The organism is Persicitalea sp. (assembly GCF_041751555.1).
Classification (GTDB): domain Bacteria; phylum Bacteroidota; class Bacteroidia; order Cytophagales; family Spirosomataceae; genus Persicitalea.
The window spans coordinates 1-15,720 of record NZ_JBGSXF010000621.1; the positions used below are offsets into that span (position 1 = coordinate 1).

A 15,720-nucleotide genomic window follows, 5' to 3' on the forward strand; every position below is an offset into this window, starting at 1 on the left:
GTCGGCAACCGCTCCACGATCAACCTCGTGCTGGAAGCAGATACCAGGGTATTGAACGAAGTGGTGGTCATCGGCTACGGTACAGCCAAGAAGTCGGATTTAACCGGATCTGTGGGCTCTGTAAAGGAAGCCGAACTTCAAGAGCGTCCTGCCCCATCGCTCAACCAAATGTTGTCCGGCAGGATGCCAGGAGTACAAGTAAACACAAACTCAGGACGCCCCGGAGGCCGGACTACGGTCAGGATTCGCGGCTTTAGCTCGATCAACTCCTCCAACAACCCACTTTACGTAGTTGATGGCGTATTTCTGCCCCAGAGCACTGGTAACCAGTTCAGCAACGCCATCGACTTCATCAACCCTAACGACATTGTGTCAGTAGAAGTGCTGAAAGATGCGTCGTCAACGGCTATATATGGAGCTCGGGGTGCCAATGGCGTTATCTTGGTGACGACCAAAAAAGGAAAAGCAGGCGAGAGCCGCGTTACTTACGATAGTCAGTTCAGCGTGAATACCATAGGCCCCAATCGGCCACGCGTACTGAATGCTAAGGAGTATCTGGCGGTAGAGGATTTGTCATACCAAAATATTCAAAAGTACGATCCTGTTGGCTGGGCCTCAGGCAAATATGCTAACCTGGATCCGGTCAAAAAACGCATCGATCCCCGCCTTTTCGACGCCCAGGGTAATCCACTTTACGACGCCGACCGGATGAAGGATATTACGCAAAATAAACTTTCGCAGAACCATCAGCTTGGCTTTAGTGGGGGAAGCGAGCGTACCCAGTATTCACTTTCGATGGGTTACCGCGACGATCAGGGACTGTTCAAAACGTCCTACATGAAACGGTATTCGGGCCGATTCACGATCGACGATCAGGTGAAGAAATGGCTAAAACTAAGTGGCACACTGAGTTACAACAATCAGGCGGAGAACATTGTCGATCAGAACGACCAGGTAGCCCGTCGGATGGTTGAAGACTTCCCTTTCATGCCGGCAAAGTTTCCTGACGGAACCTACGCCAACAACCGCGACTACCCAAACGCAGAAGGGACGTTCAACGCACTTCACCAGTTAGAAGGGCGCAAGTACATACAAAATACCCAAACTACATTGGGGAGTCTGGCTGCTACCATAAGTCTGGCTCCTGGTCTCCAGTTCAAGAGTATTCTGGGCGTAAATGTGCAAACGCAGGAGGTTAACCAATCAACTACCCGGACGCTCAACATTGGCGGCAACGGAAATGCGTCGGTCAACAATCGAAAAGAAACATTCTGGTCGCTAGAGAACCTGCTGAGCTACAACAAACAGTTTGGTGAGGATCATTCAGTTGACGGGTTGCTGGGTATTTCGTGGCAGGAAACCAATGTTTTTCAGATTAATGCTTCTGTCAACAACTTCGCTACAGACTACTTCGGATTCAATAACCTCGGTGCCGGTGCCACCAACCCCGGAGTGGGCTCCAACGCGTTCCGGTTTGCGTTCAACTCCTATTTTGGGCGCGTCAACTATGGCTACAAAAATCGTTACCTGTTCACAGCTACGGGGCGGGCCGATGGCTCAAGTAAATTTGGGGAGAACAATAAGTTCGCGTTTTTCCCCTCCGCAGCTTTGGCCTGGCGTGTATCGGAGGAGCCATTTCTCAAAAGCAATCCCGTCATCTCGAACCTGAAGATTCGCAGTAGCTACGGCCTGACGGGTAACTCTGAAATCCCATCGTACTCGTCGCTTTCGTTGCTTAGCTCTACCTATGCCACCATCTATAACGACATCCGCGTGAGTGGAACGGGCATCAGTCGGCTTTCTAACCCCGATCTGCGTTGGGAGAAAACCGCTCAAACAGACGTTGGTTTAGAGCTTGGCCTGTTTAAAGGACGCGTTAGTGTAGAAGCCGATTATTACTACCGCCTGACTACTGACATGCTGCTCGACGCCCCCGTGCCCCAATCGAGCGGATACGCCACCATCCGGCGCAATGTGGGCTCAATGGAAAACAAAGGCTTTGAGTTTGGCCTAAATACCATCAACGTTAGTCGCCCCAACTTTACCTGGAGTACCAACTTCAACCTATCGCTGAACCGGAACAAAGTACTTTCGCTGGCTACCCCTTCCGATATTTTCAATGTGGGCGGGCCAAACTTCACCAATCCTACCAACATTATCCGCGTGGGTGAACCGGTAGGATCATTCTGGGGACTGACTCGACTGGGTGTCTGGAGCGAGGCGGAGCGTGAGGAAGCGGCTAAGTTTACCAGCTATCGAAATGGCCTGACCATCTTACCTGGCGATATTAAGTATCTGGACGTAAATGGAGACAGAGCCATTACTGATGCCGACCGCAGCATTATCGGAAACGGTAGTCCCAAAGGCTGGGGTGCGTTGAACAACAACATCAAATTCGGCAACTTCGACGCCGTGCTCGAACTCCAGTTCATGTATGGCAACCAAGTGATGCTGATGAACCTGCATCCCAGCGAAGATCGGCAGGCTCTGGCTAACAGCTACACCTCCGTGCTGAAGGCCTGGACACCTACCAACCAGGATACTCCCATCGCCGAGATTCGCGAAACCCGGGCGGGGTATGTTACAAACGTCGACACGCAATGGATCAAGAACGGCTCGTTTTTGAGAGGCAGCAACGCCCTGCTTGGCTACACATTCCCAACTGCCATTACAGATCGACTGAGACTGAATAGGTTAAGGATTTATGCCTCGACCCAGAACTTCTTCCTTCTGGTAGAAGACCCCATCGTGGGTGACCCTGAAGTAACGCCTACTAACCAGGGTGGTGGCAATAGTGCCTTCTCACAGGGTATGATCTGGCACAACTACCCTAAGCCAACAATTTATCTGTTTGGTATTCAAATAGGCCTGTAATTTTCCAAAGCAATTAATAAATCGACTTCAACAATGAGACATAAAATAGTAAAACGCCTGAGCCGGGCACTGCTCTGCGGTATCGCACTGAGTGGGCCTATTGGATGCACAGACTTTTTGGACGAACAGGCTCCCTCGAACTTAACGCCCGAAAATTTCTACACCATTCCCGATCACGCTGAAGCGGCTCTCGCTTCGGTCTATGCCGACCTACGATTTATGGGCGGTGGTGCTGGCATTTTTTCCAGTAACTGGCAGTTGCTGGAAGCCATGACAGGTACTTCAATTACAGAAACAGCTCAGAATTCTGACCTCAATAACCTGTACAGCCTGTCGCTCGATGCCAACACAATCCACGTAACAAACTACTGGAACGGCCTTTACCGGGTTATTGCCAACGCCAATCAGGTACTTGAAAAAGTACCCGGCATATCGCCCATGCCCGAGGCCCAGAAAACCAAAATCCTGGGTGAAGCGCGTTTTCTGAGGGGTTCGGCTTATTTCACGGCGGTTCGGCTTTGGGGTGATGTACCGTTGATTACTTCTCCTCAGACATCTTCATCGGAAAGCTTTCTACCTACCCGAACCTCCAAAGAGGATGTGTACAAACTAATTGTCGAAGACCTGACCGCTGCCGAAAACGCGGGACTGGCCTGGATGGACATAACGGGTCGGGTGAACAAGGCGGCTGTGAAGGCGCAACTGGCTGAGGTGTACTTGACTATGGCTGGCTCTCCGCTAAACAAAGGTGCGTCGCACTACAAATTAGCGGCTGATAAAGCTTTGGAGGTGATTACTTACGCCAACGCAAATCCAGCGGTTATCAATCTGTTTACGAATTACAGGGACGTACACAGCGAAACTACCGAAAATCGGCTTGAACACCTTTTCATGATCCAGTACAACACACTGGTGGCAGGTAATCCGATGGAAAATTTCTATCCTAATTTCAAGCCCGTCACGTTCAACGGACCGGGTGGAACAGGAAGTTCGGTTCCCACTCCGACTTTTTATAATTCGTATGAAAAAGGCGACCTGAGAGCCAAAAATCAGGATGGCTACTTTTACACGAGCTACTTTACGAATGGCAACGGAGCGGCGTTCGACCTGGGAGCCCCCTACGTGTTTAAGCATTTCAATCAAACTTCTGCGGGTAAAGCAGGGGTAGCTGGTACCCGTCAGAATAACCTCAATGTGCCCCAAATTCGTTACGCTCAGGTACTACTGACTTTCGCCGAAGCGCAGAACGAACTTGGTGCGCCCACACAAGCAGCCTATGACGCGCTGAAGCGAATTCGGGACCGAGCTACCCTCACCACGCCCGCCCTCGGTACTTTTTCCCAGGCTAGTTTCCGCGAGGCTGTCTGGCGCGAGCGCTGGCACGAGCTCAGCTACGAGCAGATCACTTGGTTCGACATGGTGCGTTTGCGGAAGGTCTATAATGAAAAGACCAATGGCTTCGACAACTTCGTGGGTCACGTCAATCCCAGCTCCAATCAGGCGTTGCAGGAGAAGCACCTTTTGCTGCCCTTACCCCGTCAGGAAATGCTGAACAACCCGAATTTGAAGACGCAGAATCCGGGGTACTGATTATCTTTTACTGAGAGAACCTTTGAACAGGCCGCTTACGATGATTCGTAGGCGGCCTATTTTGTTAAAACAAAAAATCGCATACACAACATACTTCGGCGAATTGAGTTAAATTGTCCAAGAACACCTAGTGATTAAAACCGTACTTTCCTATGATCACGAATGTTAAATCCCTGCTGCTGACAGCTTCTCTTGCCATCTTCACCACCGCCTGCTCCACTCTGAACCCGAAAGAAATCCAAAACCTGAATCGGGTAGCCTTCGCTCCGCTCGAACTCAGACCAAGCGTGGAACCTACCGACTTGCGGCTCGACGTTATTCGACAGCAAACACAATATTACATAGGAAATGACCTGCAAACGATGGATGTTCCCGACGACCCGCTGGGCTTCGACCTGGGCAACGGCCTCTTCTACGATCTGAACCAAAACTTTTCCCTGCGGCTGGATCGACTTCTTGACTACGCTTCGGACGAGCCTTTTGCGTTGAGAGAATTGGAAGTTCCTCTGCCTAATCAGGGTTACCGCACCTACACTTTTGCCAGCGATTCTTTGATGAGAAGCAATTCTGAGAAACGTCGCACTCGCTATCTGTACCACCGCGTCGGCCCGCCCGATAGTGTGTCCTACATGAATGGCAATGCCCTGAAATATGTAATTGTTCGGCGGGATTCGTCGTTGGCGTGCCGGAACAAGCGGAAAGTGAAGAAAGAAATTTTCACTGTAAAGGAAGGTCACTTTACATTCGAACGAGGGAGAAGGGAGGCTGATTTTGTGCAAAAAAAGAACGAAATTGACCTGCAATCGAGCTATTTGGTCACGCTGACCGATGCAAATAAAACGATGACGATCTATCGCCTCAATCGAAAAGGCCGGAGATTTGCCCAGCAGACCATAATTCGTGGCCGAGATGTACTATATGTTTTCGACGGAAAACTCCGGGGACAGAAGATCGTGTTTGAGAACGGAGGAATCTCAGTTTTCCGTAATGAAAATTTGGTCGTCAAATATGAGTTAGCAACTGCCAAACAATCAGTTGAGACTAGTATGGTACCTTAGTTCTCCTTTTTCTCAATACTTGACAGCTACTCGCTGAGAGAGTATGTAGCTGAGGCGAAAAGAAAAGGCGTTTAGTCCGCTATATATTGCGAACTAAACACCTGCTTAGTTAACCACACCAGCGACGAACGTTAGTTACGATTGGACATTGGAGAAGCTTATTTCTTCGCCTTAGTGTCCAGTGAATTGATGTACTTCGCCAGCACCAGCGCGTCCTCCTTGGGAACTTGAGTCATCGGTGCCATCGGCGGATAGCCGGGCCAGTTTTCGGGTACGGGCTTGTAAATCAGTTCGACAATTTTAGCATCGGTGTATTTCTTTTTGGCCACATCCGTATAGGCCGGGCCAACGAGGCGAGCGTCCACGCGGTGGCAGGCGCTACAGGTGTACTTGTTCATCAGGGTGGTTATGTTCTCAGGAACCTTCACCTGGGCATTGGCGGTGTCGATGCTGGCCACAAGGGCAAGCGCCGCCGCCCACAACATTCCGATTTTCTTCTTCATTTTTATATGTTCAAATGGTTAATGGTATTGGAAAAGAACCGTCTATCTGGACAAAAGTAGGGAAGTGGGGGAATCTACGACATATTATCCGAAGTTTTTTCCGCTTCGTCTTCCTCGAACGCCCATTCCACGCGCAGTACTCGGCTATTAACGCCGAGGTTTTCGAAAAAGTGTTGCCAGTGCAACTGCTGGGACGATAAGTGGTCGGTTGGCGACTTCACTTCTACAAAATCGTATTCCTCGTCCTTCCAGATCAGCAGGTCAGGAAAGCCACGCGTATTTTCGCGCAGGTGTTTGGCCATTTCCAGCAGGATGGAGTGGAGCTGGGCAGGTTCAAGGTAGTGCACCAGCAGCAGCACAAGTTCGAGCATCCCATCGAACCAGGCAACCAAAACGTTAGCGGTACCAAATTTCTCTTCGTAGGTTTTCTTAATTAGGGCAGAAAAAGCTTTCTGATTATCAAGCTCTTCCAGTCGCGTGCGAAGTAAGGTTTCTCTTTTTATGTAAAAATCAGGCAAGAAAAAATCCGACGGCACCCGCTGCAAAGGGTGGTGGATAGCCCGCACATTAGTATCGTAAATAATATCCCAGAACACTAGTCCGAAAAGAGCCCGCCACGGCTCGTTCTCGCTGAATGCGGCCTCGTAGCCGCGCTCACGGAAGTACTCCATCACGCCCAATTCCACACGATAGCGGAAGGAAATCGGCACAGGTACGGCACCGGCCTCTTTCAAAGCCTTAGTCGTGCGTCGCACGACACGCTTTTTCTTATTCTTGATTTTTTCGCGGTAATCCAGGCCAAAAAACCGCTCGTCAGCGTTCTGCGGATGAGCGATCATGTCTTCGCAGAGCGCGAGGGCTTCGTCCACATCGCCAACGCGCTGTAGCAGTCGGGCGCGGCGCTCGCGGGAAGGTGCGTGGTCAGTAAGTTGATAGACCGCCAAGGCTTGCTCGGGTAGTTTCTTGCGTTCCAGCCAAGCACCAATGCGCAGGATAAGGCGACGGTACGAGGGTGCGGCAACTGCACTCAGTTCGCCGACTAGCCCGCCCTGCCAGTTCATGAACCAGTCGTAGATTTCTTCGGGCGGTAGTTCGTCCTTTTGGTCATGGAAAGTCTCGCCCGTGAGCGAGACCATAAGCTTGTCCTCCACATCCTTGCGCGTCTCAAAGCGAACGGAGAAGTTCTCCTCCTGAAATGATTGGTACTGCACGTGACCCAAATCACGGATGACGAACTCAGTCATATCGTTATGGCGATTGCCGAAGAAAAGAAACCGCATCATCATAGCCTCCACCTCATAGCCAACCTTTACGACGGGTTCCAGGACATCGAGCCCTTCGATCAGCTCCTCAGCCTTATATTCATGCATCAACCAACGGACGAGGTCAGGCTTGCGGATGCTTTTGGCGGGCATCACTATTGGGGCAAGGGCCTGAGTGAGCATCAGCAGTTCGGGTTTGGTAAAAAGGTCCACCACTTCGTCGGCTCGAGCGGCGTGCTGTTCGCCCAAGCCCTCGACAAAGCCCGTCTCAATCAGTTCGGTCAGCGCGGCCGGAATGTCTTCAAGTTCAGGATAAGAAAGCGCATTAACTTTAAAAAACGAGCCCCGGCGATTGGTGAAGCGTATGAATAGGCACTGTGCATCTTCGGACAGTAAGTCAAAGGCATCTAGAAATTCTCGCTCGGATCCGATCAGAATGGCATCGTAAAGTTTCCTGACAAAATCCATCACATAACGGTAGTTGTCGAGGTAGTATTTCGGGGGAAGATCAGGAGGTGTCGAAGTCAATTTTGAATGATAGAATTAGTGGCGGAGAAGCCCGCGCCGTGAGTGAGTAATCTTAGTTGAAAAATCACACCTGCTATTTTCATGATTAAAAGTAGCTATAAAAATAGAAGGATAAAATTTTAAAATTGTACTATACTTATTGTAAAAGCCTGATTTGTAGTAGTGTTATAGCATTTTGTCAAGAATACCTCTACATTTGTTTTTAGGAAATTTAACCCCAACTCCCTTATGAAAACACTTGACAGCTATGATTTTTCGGGCAAAAAGGCCTTGGTGCGCGTTGATTTTAACGTGCCATTAAACGATAAGTTTGAAATTACCGACGATACCCGGATTAAGGCCACTGTACCTACTATCGAAAAAATTCTGAATAGTGGTGGAGCCTGTATTCTGATGTCGCACTTAGGTCGGCCAAAGGATGGGCCAACCGAAAAGTACTCGCTGAAGCACCTCGTCAACCCTCTTTCGCTGGTTTTTGGGCGTACAGTAAAATTCGCTGATGACGCCGTGGGAGAGCAAGCTACTAAAATGGCGGCAGACTTGAAGTCAGGGGAAATCTTACTGCTGGAAAATCTGCGTTTTCATAAAGAGGAAGAAAAAGGTGATAAAGCCTTCGCCGAAAAACTCTCCAAATTAGGCGTTGTGTGGGTAATGGATGCCTTCGGTACCGCCCACCGTGCCCACGCTTCCACAGCAGTCATCGGACAGTTTTTTAAAGATAAAGTTTGCGGCTACGTGATGCAGTCTGAACTCGATAACGCCCAACGTCTGCTCGAAAACTCGGAGCGCCCCTTTACCGCCATCATGGGCGGAGCCAAGATTTCCGATAAAATCCTGATCATCGAGAAGTTGATAGACAAAGTCGACAACTTGATTATTGGCGGAGGTATGTCCTACACATTTTCCAAAGCCAAAGGCGGCAACATCGGCAAGTCCTTGTTGGAAGCCGATAAGCAGGATCTGACGCTGGAATTGATGGAAAAAGCCAAAGCCAAAGGCGTAAATCTTGTGCTGCCCGTTGACACAGTCATTGCCGACGATTTCAGCAACGACGCCGAGCGTAAAACCGTGAAGGCCGGACAAATTCCCGACGATTGGCAGGGACTGGACATTGGCCCGGAAACGCGTGAGTTGTTCGCCGATATCATCAGTAAATCTAAAACTGTTCTCTGGAACGGGCCAATGGGTGTGTTCGAATTCCCGAACTTCGCAAAAGGTACCAGCGCAATCGCCAAGGCAGTCGTGAAAGCAACCGAAGAAAACGATGCTTTCTCACTTATTGGCGGCGGCGATTCTGCCTCGGCCGTCAACAATGCGGGCTATGGCGATCGTGTGAGTTACGTCTCCACGGGCGGCGGCGCCCTATTGGAATACATGGAAGGCAAAACCCTCCCCGGCGTAGCAGCGCTGGAGGCGTAAATCGTTAAGGGATATTTTAGAAGTTTGAATGCCAAAAGGCAGCAATTCTACAAACGAATGCTGCCTTTTGGCATTTTCATGAGTGCCTTGAATCACACAATTCCAGTTGCCCAACCCGATCGTCTGGCCCTACGGGAAGCAACAGCTGCTACTGACTTTTGAATTTGAAATATGGGGATGGAGTATGACAAGCCTGCATCAACCCCAGCAGATCGTTTGCTATCTCCGGGTACTTGCTTGCCAAATTGTTACTTTCCGAAATATCCTCTTCCAGATTATACAACTCGACCGGAGAGCCATGGAAATTTTTGTGCAGATTCAGCCTGACGGCTTTCCACTTGCCTTTCCGAATGGCCTGCTTTCCATCCTTTTCATAAAATTCCCAATAGAGATAATGGTGTTTGGGTTGGGGGAGGCCAAGTAGTTCTGGAAGGAAGGAGATTCCGTCGATCTCACTGGGTACTTTTGTTTCGGTAATTTCGGCCAGGGTAGGCATGATGTCCCAAAAAGCTCCGGCAAAGTTGGATTCCGAGCCAGGTTTTACTTTTCCAGGCCAGCGGACAACCATGGGAGTCCGAATGCCTCCCTCGTATAAATCACGCTTCCGGCCGCGCAAAGGCCCCGAAGCCTTGAAGAATTCCAGGGTACCACCGTCGCCGTGGGCACCGTTATCACTGGTGAAAAACACGATCGTGTTATCGTCTATCCCCAGCTCTTTCAACAAGTCCATGATACGGCCCACATCTTTGTCCATCCGACTGATCATGGCCGCCTGAGTCTTCAATTTTACGTCCCAATCCTCATTTTTGTAAATGTTCAGATCGGGTACTTCAAGCGGACCGTGCGGGATCGTGAAAGGAACGTACAGAAAGAACGCGGTGTCTTTATTTGCTTTGATGTAGTCGAGCGCTTTGTCGGCCAGTACATCGTGGGAATAGGTTTTCCCTCCCGGCTGTCGGGAATTGCCTGACTGCCAAAATTTTTCACCGCGATTCCCTTCCAGATAATAGGGATAATAGCTGTGCGCGTGGCGCTGGCAGTTGTAGCCAAAAAAATCGTCGACGCCATGCTGATCCGGGGCGCCCGACGACTCTGCGCGCCCCATCGCCCATTTGCCATAACAGGCGGTCGCGTAGTTTTTTTGCTTCAAGACTTCAAAAATAGTGGTCTCCTCCGCCGGAATGGGCAATTGGCCCAGGTAGGACCTCCAATGACCAATCTCGTAGTTTCCTCTGACGTAGGCATTGCCGTTGTGTTTGCCGGTAAGTAGCGAACAACGCGACGGAGCGCATACTGTGGCGCCTGCGTAGAAATCAGTAAACCGCATACCTTCTTTGGCGATCTGGTCGATGCGTGGCGTCTTAATTTTCTCCTGACCGTAGCATCCAAGGTCACCGTAACCGAGATCATCAGCCATAATGAAAATGATATTTGGAGATTTGCTTTGGGCAATTGTATCGGCCGCAGCGCAAATTAAGGCCAGAAAAATGAGGATTGGGCAAGCGAGAACGCGGTTATTCATAGTCAGCGGCTTATGAGGATTTATCATGGAGCAATACGTCGAACTTGGTGCTCCAATGACTTGTAAAATTTGCAATACATACTTTTCAAAAAAAACGCCAACATCGAACGCCTGTTGGACTGTTCGATGCTGGCGTTTGTGAGCGGCATTAGATGCACTCAGGCATGCTGCCTCACAAGAACTTAAAAAATGGCGAATATTCGCTAAAACCGAGCTGATTTTCTCTTGCTATCTGTTCGTATCGGTTCAATAACCGGGATTTTGCTTTAAGGCTGGGTTGACGGTCAGCGCCGAGGTAGGTATTGGAAAAATCCGGCGGTAGGTATCCTCATTAGTTTTAAAACCCCAGCTTCCTTCGTACTTGCCGAAGCGAATCATGTCGTTGCGGTGCCAGGCTTCCCAGGCGAATTCGCGGCTGCGTTCGGCGTAAATATCTTCCAGATTCACACTTGCCAAAGCGGGCGAGGTAGTGCGAACTGCCCGCAACTGGTTGACGAGCGAAAGTGCCGTTTGTCCCTGCGTGGCAGTACCACCGCGCAGGATGGCTTCGGCTTTCATGAGGATAATGTCAGAATAGCGGAAAACAGGAATGTCGTTGTTCTGATTACGTGACGTAGAGGTAGCATCGGGGTAAAACTTGATATTGCGAAAGCCCATGTTCCAGCCGATTTCGTCGTTGCCTACGTCGAAAGTAGCGACATCCTGGCGTAAGATGATTTTTGGCGTCAATTCGACCTGATAGGTAAAGGCCGCTCCACCATCGGCGCCCGTGTAGAATTGGTCGTAGCCTTTCTTGGTCGTTTTCACGGTCACAGGCGTCGTGCCGTCGTTCATAAACTGCAGGCCCGTAAGCCACTGCTTGTTCCTGATGTCGTTTTCGTCGTTGAAGTGGGCGTAGAATTCGGGTAGCGTGCTGCGAGGCGCACTGGGCGTGAAGGGCAGGCCGAATTTGGCCCGCAGCGATCGCGCCAGGTCATAGCGGCCGTGGTACATATTGCTATTCGTACCGGGCAAAGACGCCGCTGCCGGATCGTAAGGAATAGCAAAGATGAATTCCTTCATCTGCGGGCCGTTGTTTGGGTAGAACATTTGCAAGTACGACGCCCGTGGTTCAAGAGCGTAAGCGCCCGAGCTAATCACGTTATCACAGGCAACTACCGCGTCGTTGTAGCGCTCAGTACCCGTGTAGTACTCGGCGTTCAGGTACATTTTAGCTAACAAAGCGTGGGCCATATATTGTGTAGCCCGGCCGTAGGTGGCTTGACCCGTAACTTTACTCAGGTTTGGTAAAGCTGCTTTCACTTCTTTTTCTATAAAAGAAAACACCTGCGCCCTGGGTACATTGGCGCGCGGCTTGAAGTCGCCGTAAGTGGTGTCAATGGGGACATTACCATAGAGATCCATCATCATAAAATACGCCAGGGCTCGGACCATTTTCAATTCAGCCAGATTGGTGGCTTTCGTCGTGACCGTAGCCGGAATGGTTTGACCCAGAATCGAGAGCGCCTGGTTGGTCGTGCCGATGACGGTCGATAACCAGTTCCAGTTCGCGTTGGTCCAACCGTGATCAGGGGTCCAGCTATGGTAGTGCATCATCGAATAGTTCTGGTTGTCGAACCAGTTACCGCCGCGGGCGGGCATAATAGCCTCATCGGTACTTAACGACTGGATCATCCAGTAGTCGATGGCATAGTTTCCGCGCAGCGCCGCGTAGGGTGGCCCGGATGCCTGAATAAACTGCGAAGTGTTTTGCGGAAAAATATCGGGGGTCAACTCAGTATTGACCGGAACGTCGATATTGTGACAGGAAGAGGTCAGGTACATCACGAGTACCAGAAATGCCCCGGAAGATAATAGCTTTTTCATATTGATTTTTTGAAAGGATAAAGGGAAGAAAGGAGGATGGAGCGGGGCGCCCCGTGGCGAGAGGAAAAATAGGGCAGGTCATAGAGCAAAAGAAATTTCTTGGTCGAATGGAAAATCCTTTCCTCCTCCATTAGAATGTTACATTGACCCCTATAAGAATAGTGCGGGTTTTGGGATAAAAATTGTTCATGTCGATGCCGGGTGCGAGACCACCCTGATTGACCTCAGGGTCGATGCCCGTGTATTTGGTGATGACGAAGGCGTTGTTGACCGAGGTGTAAACCCTGAGGTTTTTAACGTATTGCCCCAAGCTTTTGAGCGTGTAGCCCAGCGTGGCGTTGTCCAGACGCACATAACTACCATCTTCGATAAAGCGGGTCGAGTACTTGAACGAGTTGACATCCGTCGTTTTTTCATCAGCCGCGTCTACCAGGATGTTGGTGAATTGGGCTGTGCTGGGCCGGAAGAGATCGGCGCGGGTAGTATTGAAAATTTTGTTGCCGAACACGCCCCTGAAAAACAAGTTAAAATCCAGGTTTCTGTAGTTCAGCGAGTTGGTCCAGCCCAGCAGCAGCTTGGGTTGTGGGCTACCTACGTACCGATAGTCTGTGCCTACGGCTGGGGTGGTGGTCAAATTACCGTTACCGCCCAGGTATTGCGACACGCCCTGGTCATTCTTGCCTTCATACTGCAGGCTAAAAAACTGCCCGAGCGGCTGGCCCGCTTTCAATATTTGCAGCGAACTTCCCGTTTGTCCCGATCCGCCTGTACCCGTGGTGCGAACCGAATCCCCCCCCACGAATAGCGGATTGGTTAGGCTGGTGATCTCGTTCTTGTTGTGCGCCAGGTTTAGCCCAGTCGTCCAGCTGAAATCCTTGGTTCTGACGGGTGTGGAGTTCAAGCTAAATTCGATGCCCCTGTTGCTCATGCTGCCACCATTAGCCGTAATGCTTCCAACGGGTACCAGCACGGGATTCACCCGGTAGGAGTAAATCATACCCGTGGTTTCTTTGTCGTATACTTCCAGTGTACCACTCAACTTGCCTTTCAAAATCGTGAAATCCAGTCCGATGTTACCCGTGGCGGTCTTTTCCCATTGCAAATCAGGATTCGCGGCCTGCGTGGGGCCGAGGGCGGCAGTCTGTACGCCATTGTAATAATAAGTACCTCGGCTGCCCGAGATGAATTGCGCGGTGTAGGCGTTGAAACCCGAAGAGTTACCCGTCACACCGTAACTAGCACGAAGTTTGAGGTCGGCAAAAACACTTTGGTTTTGCATGAATCCTTCCTGCGCGATGCGCCAGGCCACGCCAACGGCGGGGAAATAGCCCCACTTGTTATTGGCGCCGAAAACCGAACTCCCATCGCGCCGGATTGACCCTTGCACCAGGTACTTGTCATTGTAGTTGTAGTTGACACGAGCGAAGTCAGAGATTAACCTATTTTCCTGATACACGCCGTCGGGACCATAATTGATCCGGTATGATGGTACCGCGTAGGGATTGCTCAGTGCAAGGTTGTTGTAGCCGATGTTATCCACCGGGAAGTTGGTAGCGGACGTCTGGAAGCCGTCGCCCGACACGTTTCCTTGCCAGGAATAGCCCAGCACAGCATTGATATTGTGGTCACCGAAGGCTTTATCCCACGTGAAAAAAGTCTCAAGAACTTTGCGGGTCGTTTGGTAAGTGTTCCGCAAAGCCGAGCCGTTGACGCCGAAATTCAGCAAACTGCGGCCTCCCCCAGGTTCGGTGCTGCTGTAAAACTGGGCGCTGTTGTACTGCGTGTAGTAGCTTTCGTATGATTCGTTATGCTGCGAGTTATTGCTTTGGTACGACAAATTCAAATCGTAGGAAAACCCGGCGGGCAGCTGCAGGTGCGTATTGAACGAGCCGATCAGGGTATTGTATTTGTCGTTGTCCTGAGCGTGGTCGATAATCGCTACCGGATTGAAATAGCCCGTACCCTGAAAGTTCTCGAAATACGTGCCATCATCATTTTTGACGGGCGACACGGGGAGGTACTCGATCATCTGCAACAACACGTTATTGCGCAACGGAGTGTTGTTGGCGTTGCTGTTCGAGTTGGTCACATTCAGGCTAAACCGCAGCTTATCATTGAAGGCGTATTGATCCACAGCCAGCCGCGCAATCACCCGATTCAAATCGCTTTTCAACATAATTCCCTGCTTGTCGAAGTAGTTCAGGCTGGCGCTGTAGGTGCTGTGTTCGGTTCCGCCGCTGATGGACAGGTTATGGTTTTGTGAAAAAGCACTGCTACGCTGTACTTCTTTTTGCCAGTCAGTATCGACTCCTTTGTCATCGACAGGTGAAAAGGATTGACCATTGGCCGTCAAAAAAGCACGCAGTTGCCCGGCGTCCATCACTTCTAGCTTGCTGGTCACCTTCTCGATGCCTGCGTAGCCGCTGTAGCTTATTTGCATTTGCCCGTTTTTGCCCCGCTTCGTCGTGACCATCGTGACGCCGTTGGCGGCACGGTTTCCGTAGATGGCAGTGGCAGCGGCATCTTTCAGGACATCGATGGAAGCAATGTCATCCGGCGCAATAATTGAAATATCCGCGCCGGGTACGCCGTCAATTACGTAGAATGGCCCTTGTGAACTGTTGATCGTGGAAGCCCCACGCAGGATCACCGCTGCCGGGCGGTTAGGGTCGCCATTGGCCGAAATATTCAGACCCGGCACTTTGCCCTGCAACAATTGGCCGACATCACTAATAGCTCCCCGGTTGAGTTCTTCAGGTTTGATGGTGCTAATCGCACTCGTCAGGTTCTTGCGCGATTGCGTACCATACCCCACGACTACTAATTCATTCAATTGCCTATTGTCCACGCTCAGTGTCACCTCAATGCTGCTGCGGCTACCGACAACCACCTCTTGCGGCGCGTATCCAACAAAGGAAAAAACCAGTGTGGTGCTGGCATTATCGTATTGCGTGGGAACCAAGAGCGAGAATCTGCCTTCGGCGTCCGTCGAAGTACCCACCGTGCTGCCTTTCAATAGGACATTTACCCCCGGTAGACCCGCGCCATCGGCACCATCTGTGATCCTACCGGTAACCGTCTGATCGGCTGCTTGACGA

The 15,720-nt window shown here is 50.6% G+C and carries 9 protein-coding genes; 4 read left to right on the forward strand and 5 right to left on the reverse strand.

Features of this window, described 5'->3' with window-relative positions:
* The 3 genes from ACEW8P_RS22005 to ACEW8P_RS22015 form a co-directional block, all read left to right on the forward strand.
* On the forward strand, positions 1-2,874 hold a 2,874-nt coding region (locus ACEW8P_RS22005), incomplete at its 5' end, for a SusC/RagA family TonB-linked outer membrane protein (RefSeq protein ID WP_373515221.1).
* Between the two features lie 33 nt (positions 2,875-2,907).
* A complete protein-coding gene (locus ACEW8P_RS22010) occupies positions 2,908-4,464 on the forward strand; it encodes a RagB/SusD family nutrient uptake outer membrane protein (protein WP_373515222.1) in 1,557 nt (518 codons plus the stop codon).
* A 152-nt stretch (positions 4,465-4,616) separates the two neighbouring features.
* Complete coding sequence (locus ACEW8P_RS22015) at positions 4,617-5,522, forward strand: hypothetical protein (RefSeq protein WP_373515223.1); 906 nt, start codon at positions 4,617-4,619, stop codon at positions 5,520-5,522.
* 158 nt (positions 5,523-5,680) lie between these two features.
* Here ACEW8P_RS22015 and ACEW8P_RS22020 read toward each other — a convergent pair whose 3' ends face one another.
* Both ACEW8P_RS22020 and ACEW8P_RS22025 read right to left on the reverse strand, forming a co-directional pair.
* Positions 5,681-6,025, reverse strand: coding sequence for a c-type cytochrome (locus ACEW8P_RS22020; RefSeq protein WP_373515224.1), 345 nt, complete (start codon positions 6,023-6,025; stop codon positions 5,681-5,683).
* Between the two features lie 74 nt (positions 6,026-6,099).
* Complete coding sequence (locus ACEW8P_RS22025; protein WP_373515225.1) at positions 6,100-7,815, reverse strand: VRR-NUC domain-containing protein; 1,716 nt, start codon at positions 7,813-7,815, stop codon at positions 6,100-6,102.
* Positions 7,816-8,043: 228 nt separating this feature from the next.
* Between ACEW8P_RS22025 and pgk the strand changes: the two genes are divergently transcribed.
* Positions 8,044-9,234, forward strand: a complete 1,191-nt coding sequence (pgk, locus tag ACEW8P_RS22030) for a phosphoglycerate kinase (RefSeq protein WP_373515226.1) — start codon at positions 8,044-8,046, stop codon at positions 9,232-9,234.
* Positions 9,235-9,382: 148 nt separating this feature from the next.
* Here the strand turns inward: pgk and ACEW8P_RS22035 are convergent, their stop codons facing one another.
* The 3 genes from ACEW8P_RS22035 to ACEW8P_RS22045 all read right to left on the reverse strand — a co-directional run.
* Complete coding sequence (locus ACEW8P_RS22035; RefSeq protein ID WP_373515227.1) at positions 9,383-10,756, reverse strand: arylsulfatase; 1,374 nt, start codon at positions 10,754-10,756, stop codon at positions 9,383-9,385.
* Positions 10,757-11,002: 246 nt separating this feature from the next.
* Positions 11,003-12,622, reverse strand: coding sequence for a RagB/SusD family nutrient uptake outer membrane protein (locus ACEW8P_RS22040; protein ID WP_373515228.1), 1,620 nt, complete (start codon positions 12,620-12,622; stop codon positions 11,003-11,005).
* Positions 12,623-12,752: 130 nt separating this feature from the next.
* Positions 12,753-15,720, reverse strand: a 2,968-nt coding sequence (locus ACEW8P_RS22045) for a SusC/RagA family TonB-linked outer membrane protein (protein ID WP_373515229.1), incomplete at its 5' end; no start/stop codon positions are given.

Excerpts from the sequence above, each read along its gene's own strand:
- ACEW8P_RS22010 (WP_373515222.1), top strand. The coding sequence starts at position 2,908 with ATGAGACATAAAATAGTAAAACGCCTGAGCCGGGCACTGCTCTGCGGT.
- ACEW8P_RS22015 (WP_373515223.1), top strand. The coding sequence starts at position 4,617 with ATGATCACGAATGTTAAATCCCTGCTGCTGACAGCTTCTCTTGCCATC.
- ACEW8P_RS22020 (WP_373515224.1), bottom strand. The coding sequence starts at position 6,025 with ATGAAGAAGAAAATCGGAATGTTGTGGGCGGCGGCGCTTGCCCTTGTG.
- pgk (WP_373515226.1), top strand. The coding sequence starts at position 8,044 with ATGAAAACACTTGACAGCTATGATTTTTCGGGCAAAAAGGCCTTGGTG.
- ACEW8P_RS22035 (WP_373515227.1), bottom strand. The coding sequence starts at position 10,756 with ATGAATAACCGCGTTCTCGCTTGCCCAATCCTCATTTTTCTGGCCTTA.
- ACEW8P_RS22040 (WP_373515228.1), bottom strand. The coding sequence starts at position 12,622 with ATGAAAAAGCTATTATCTTCCGGGGCATTTCTGGTACTCGTGATGTAC.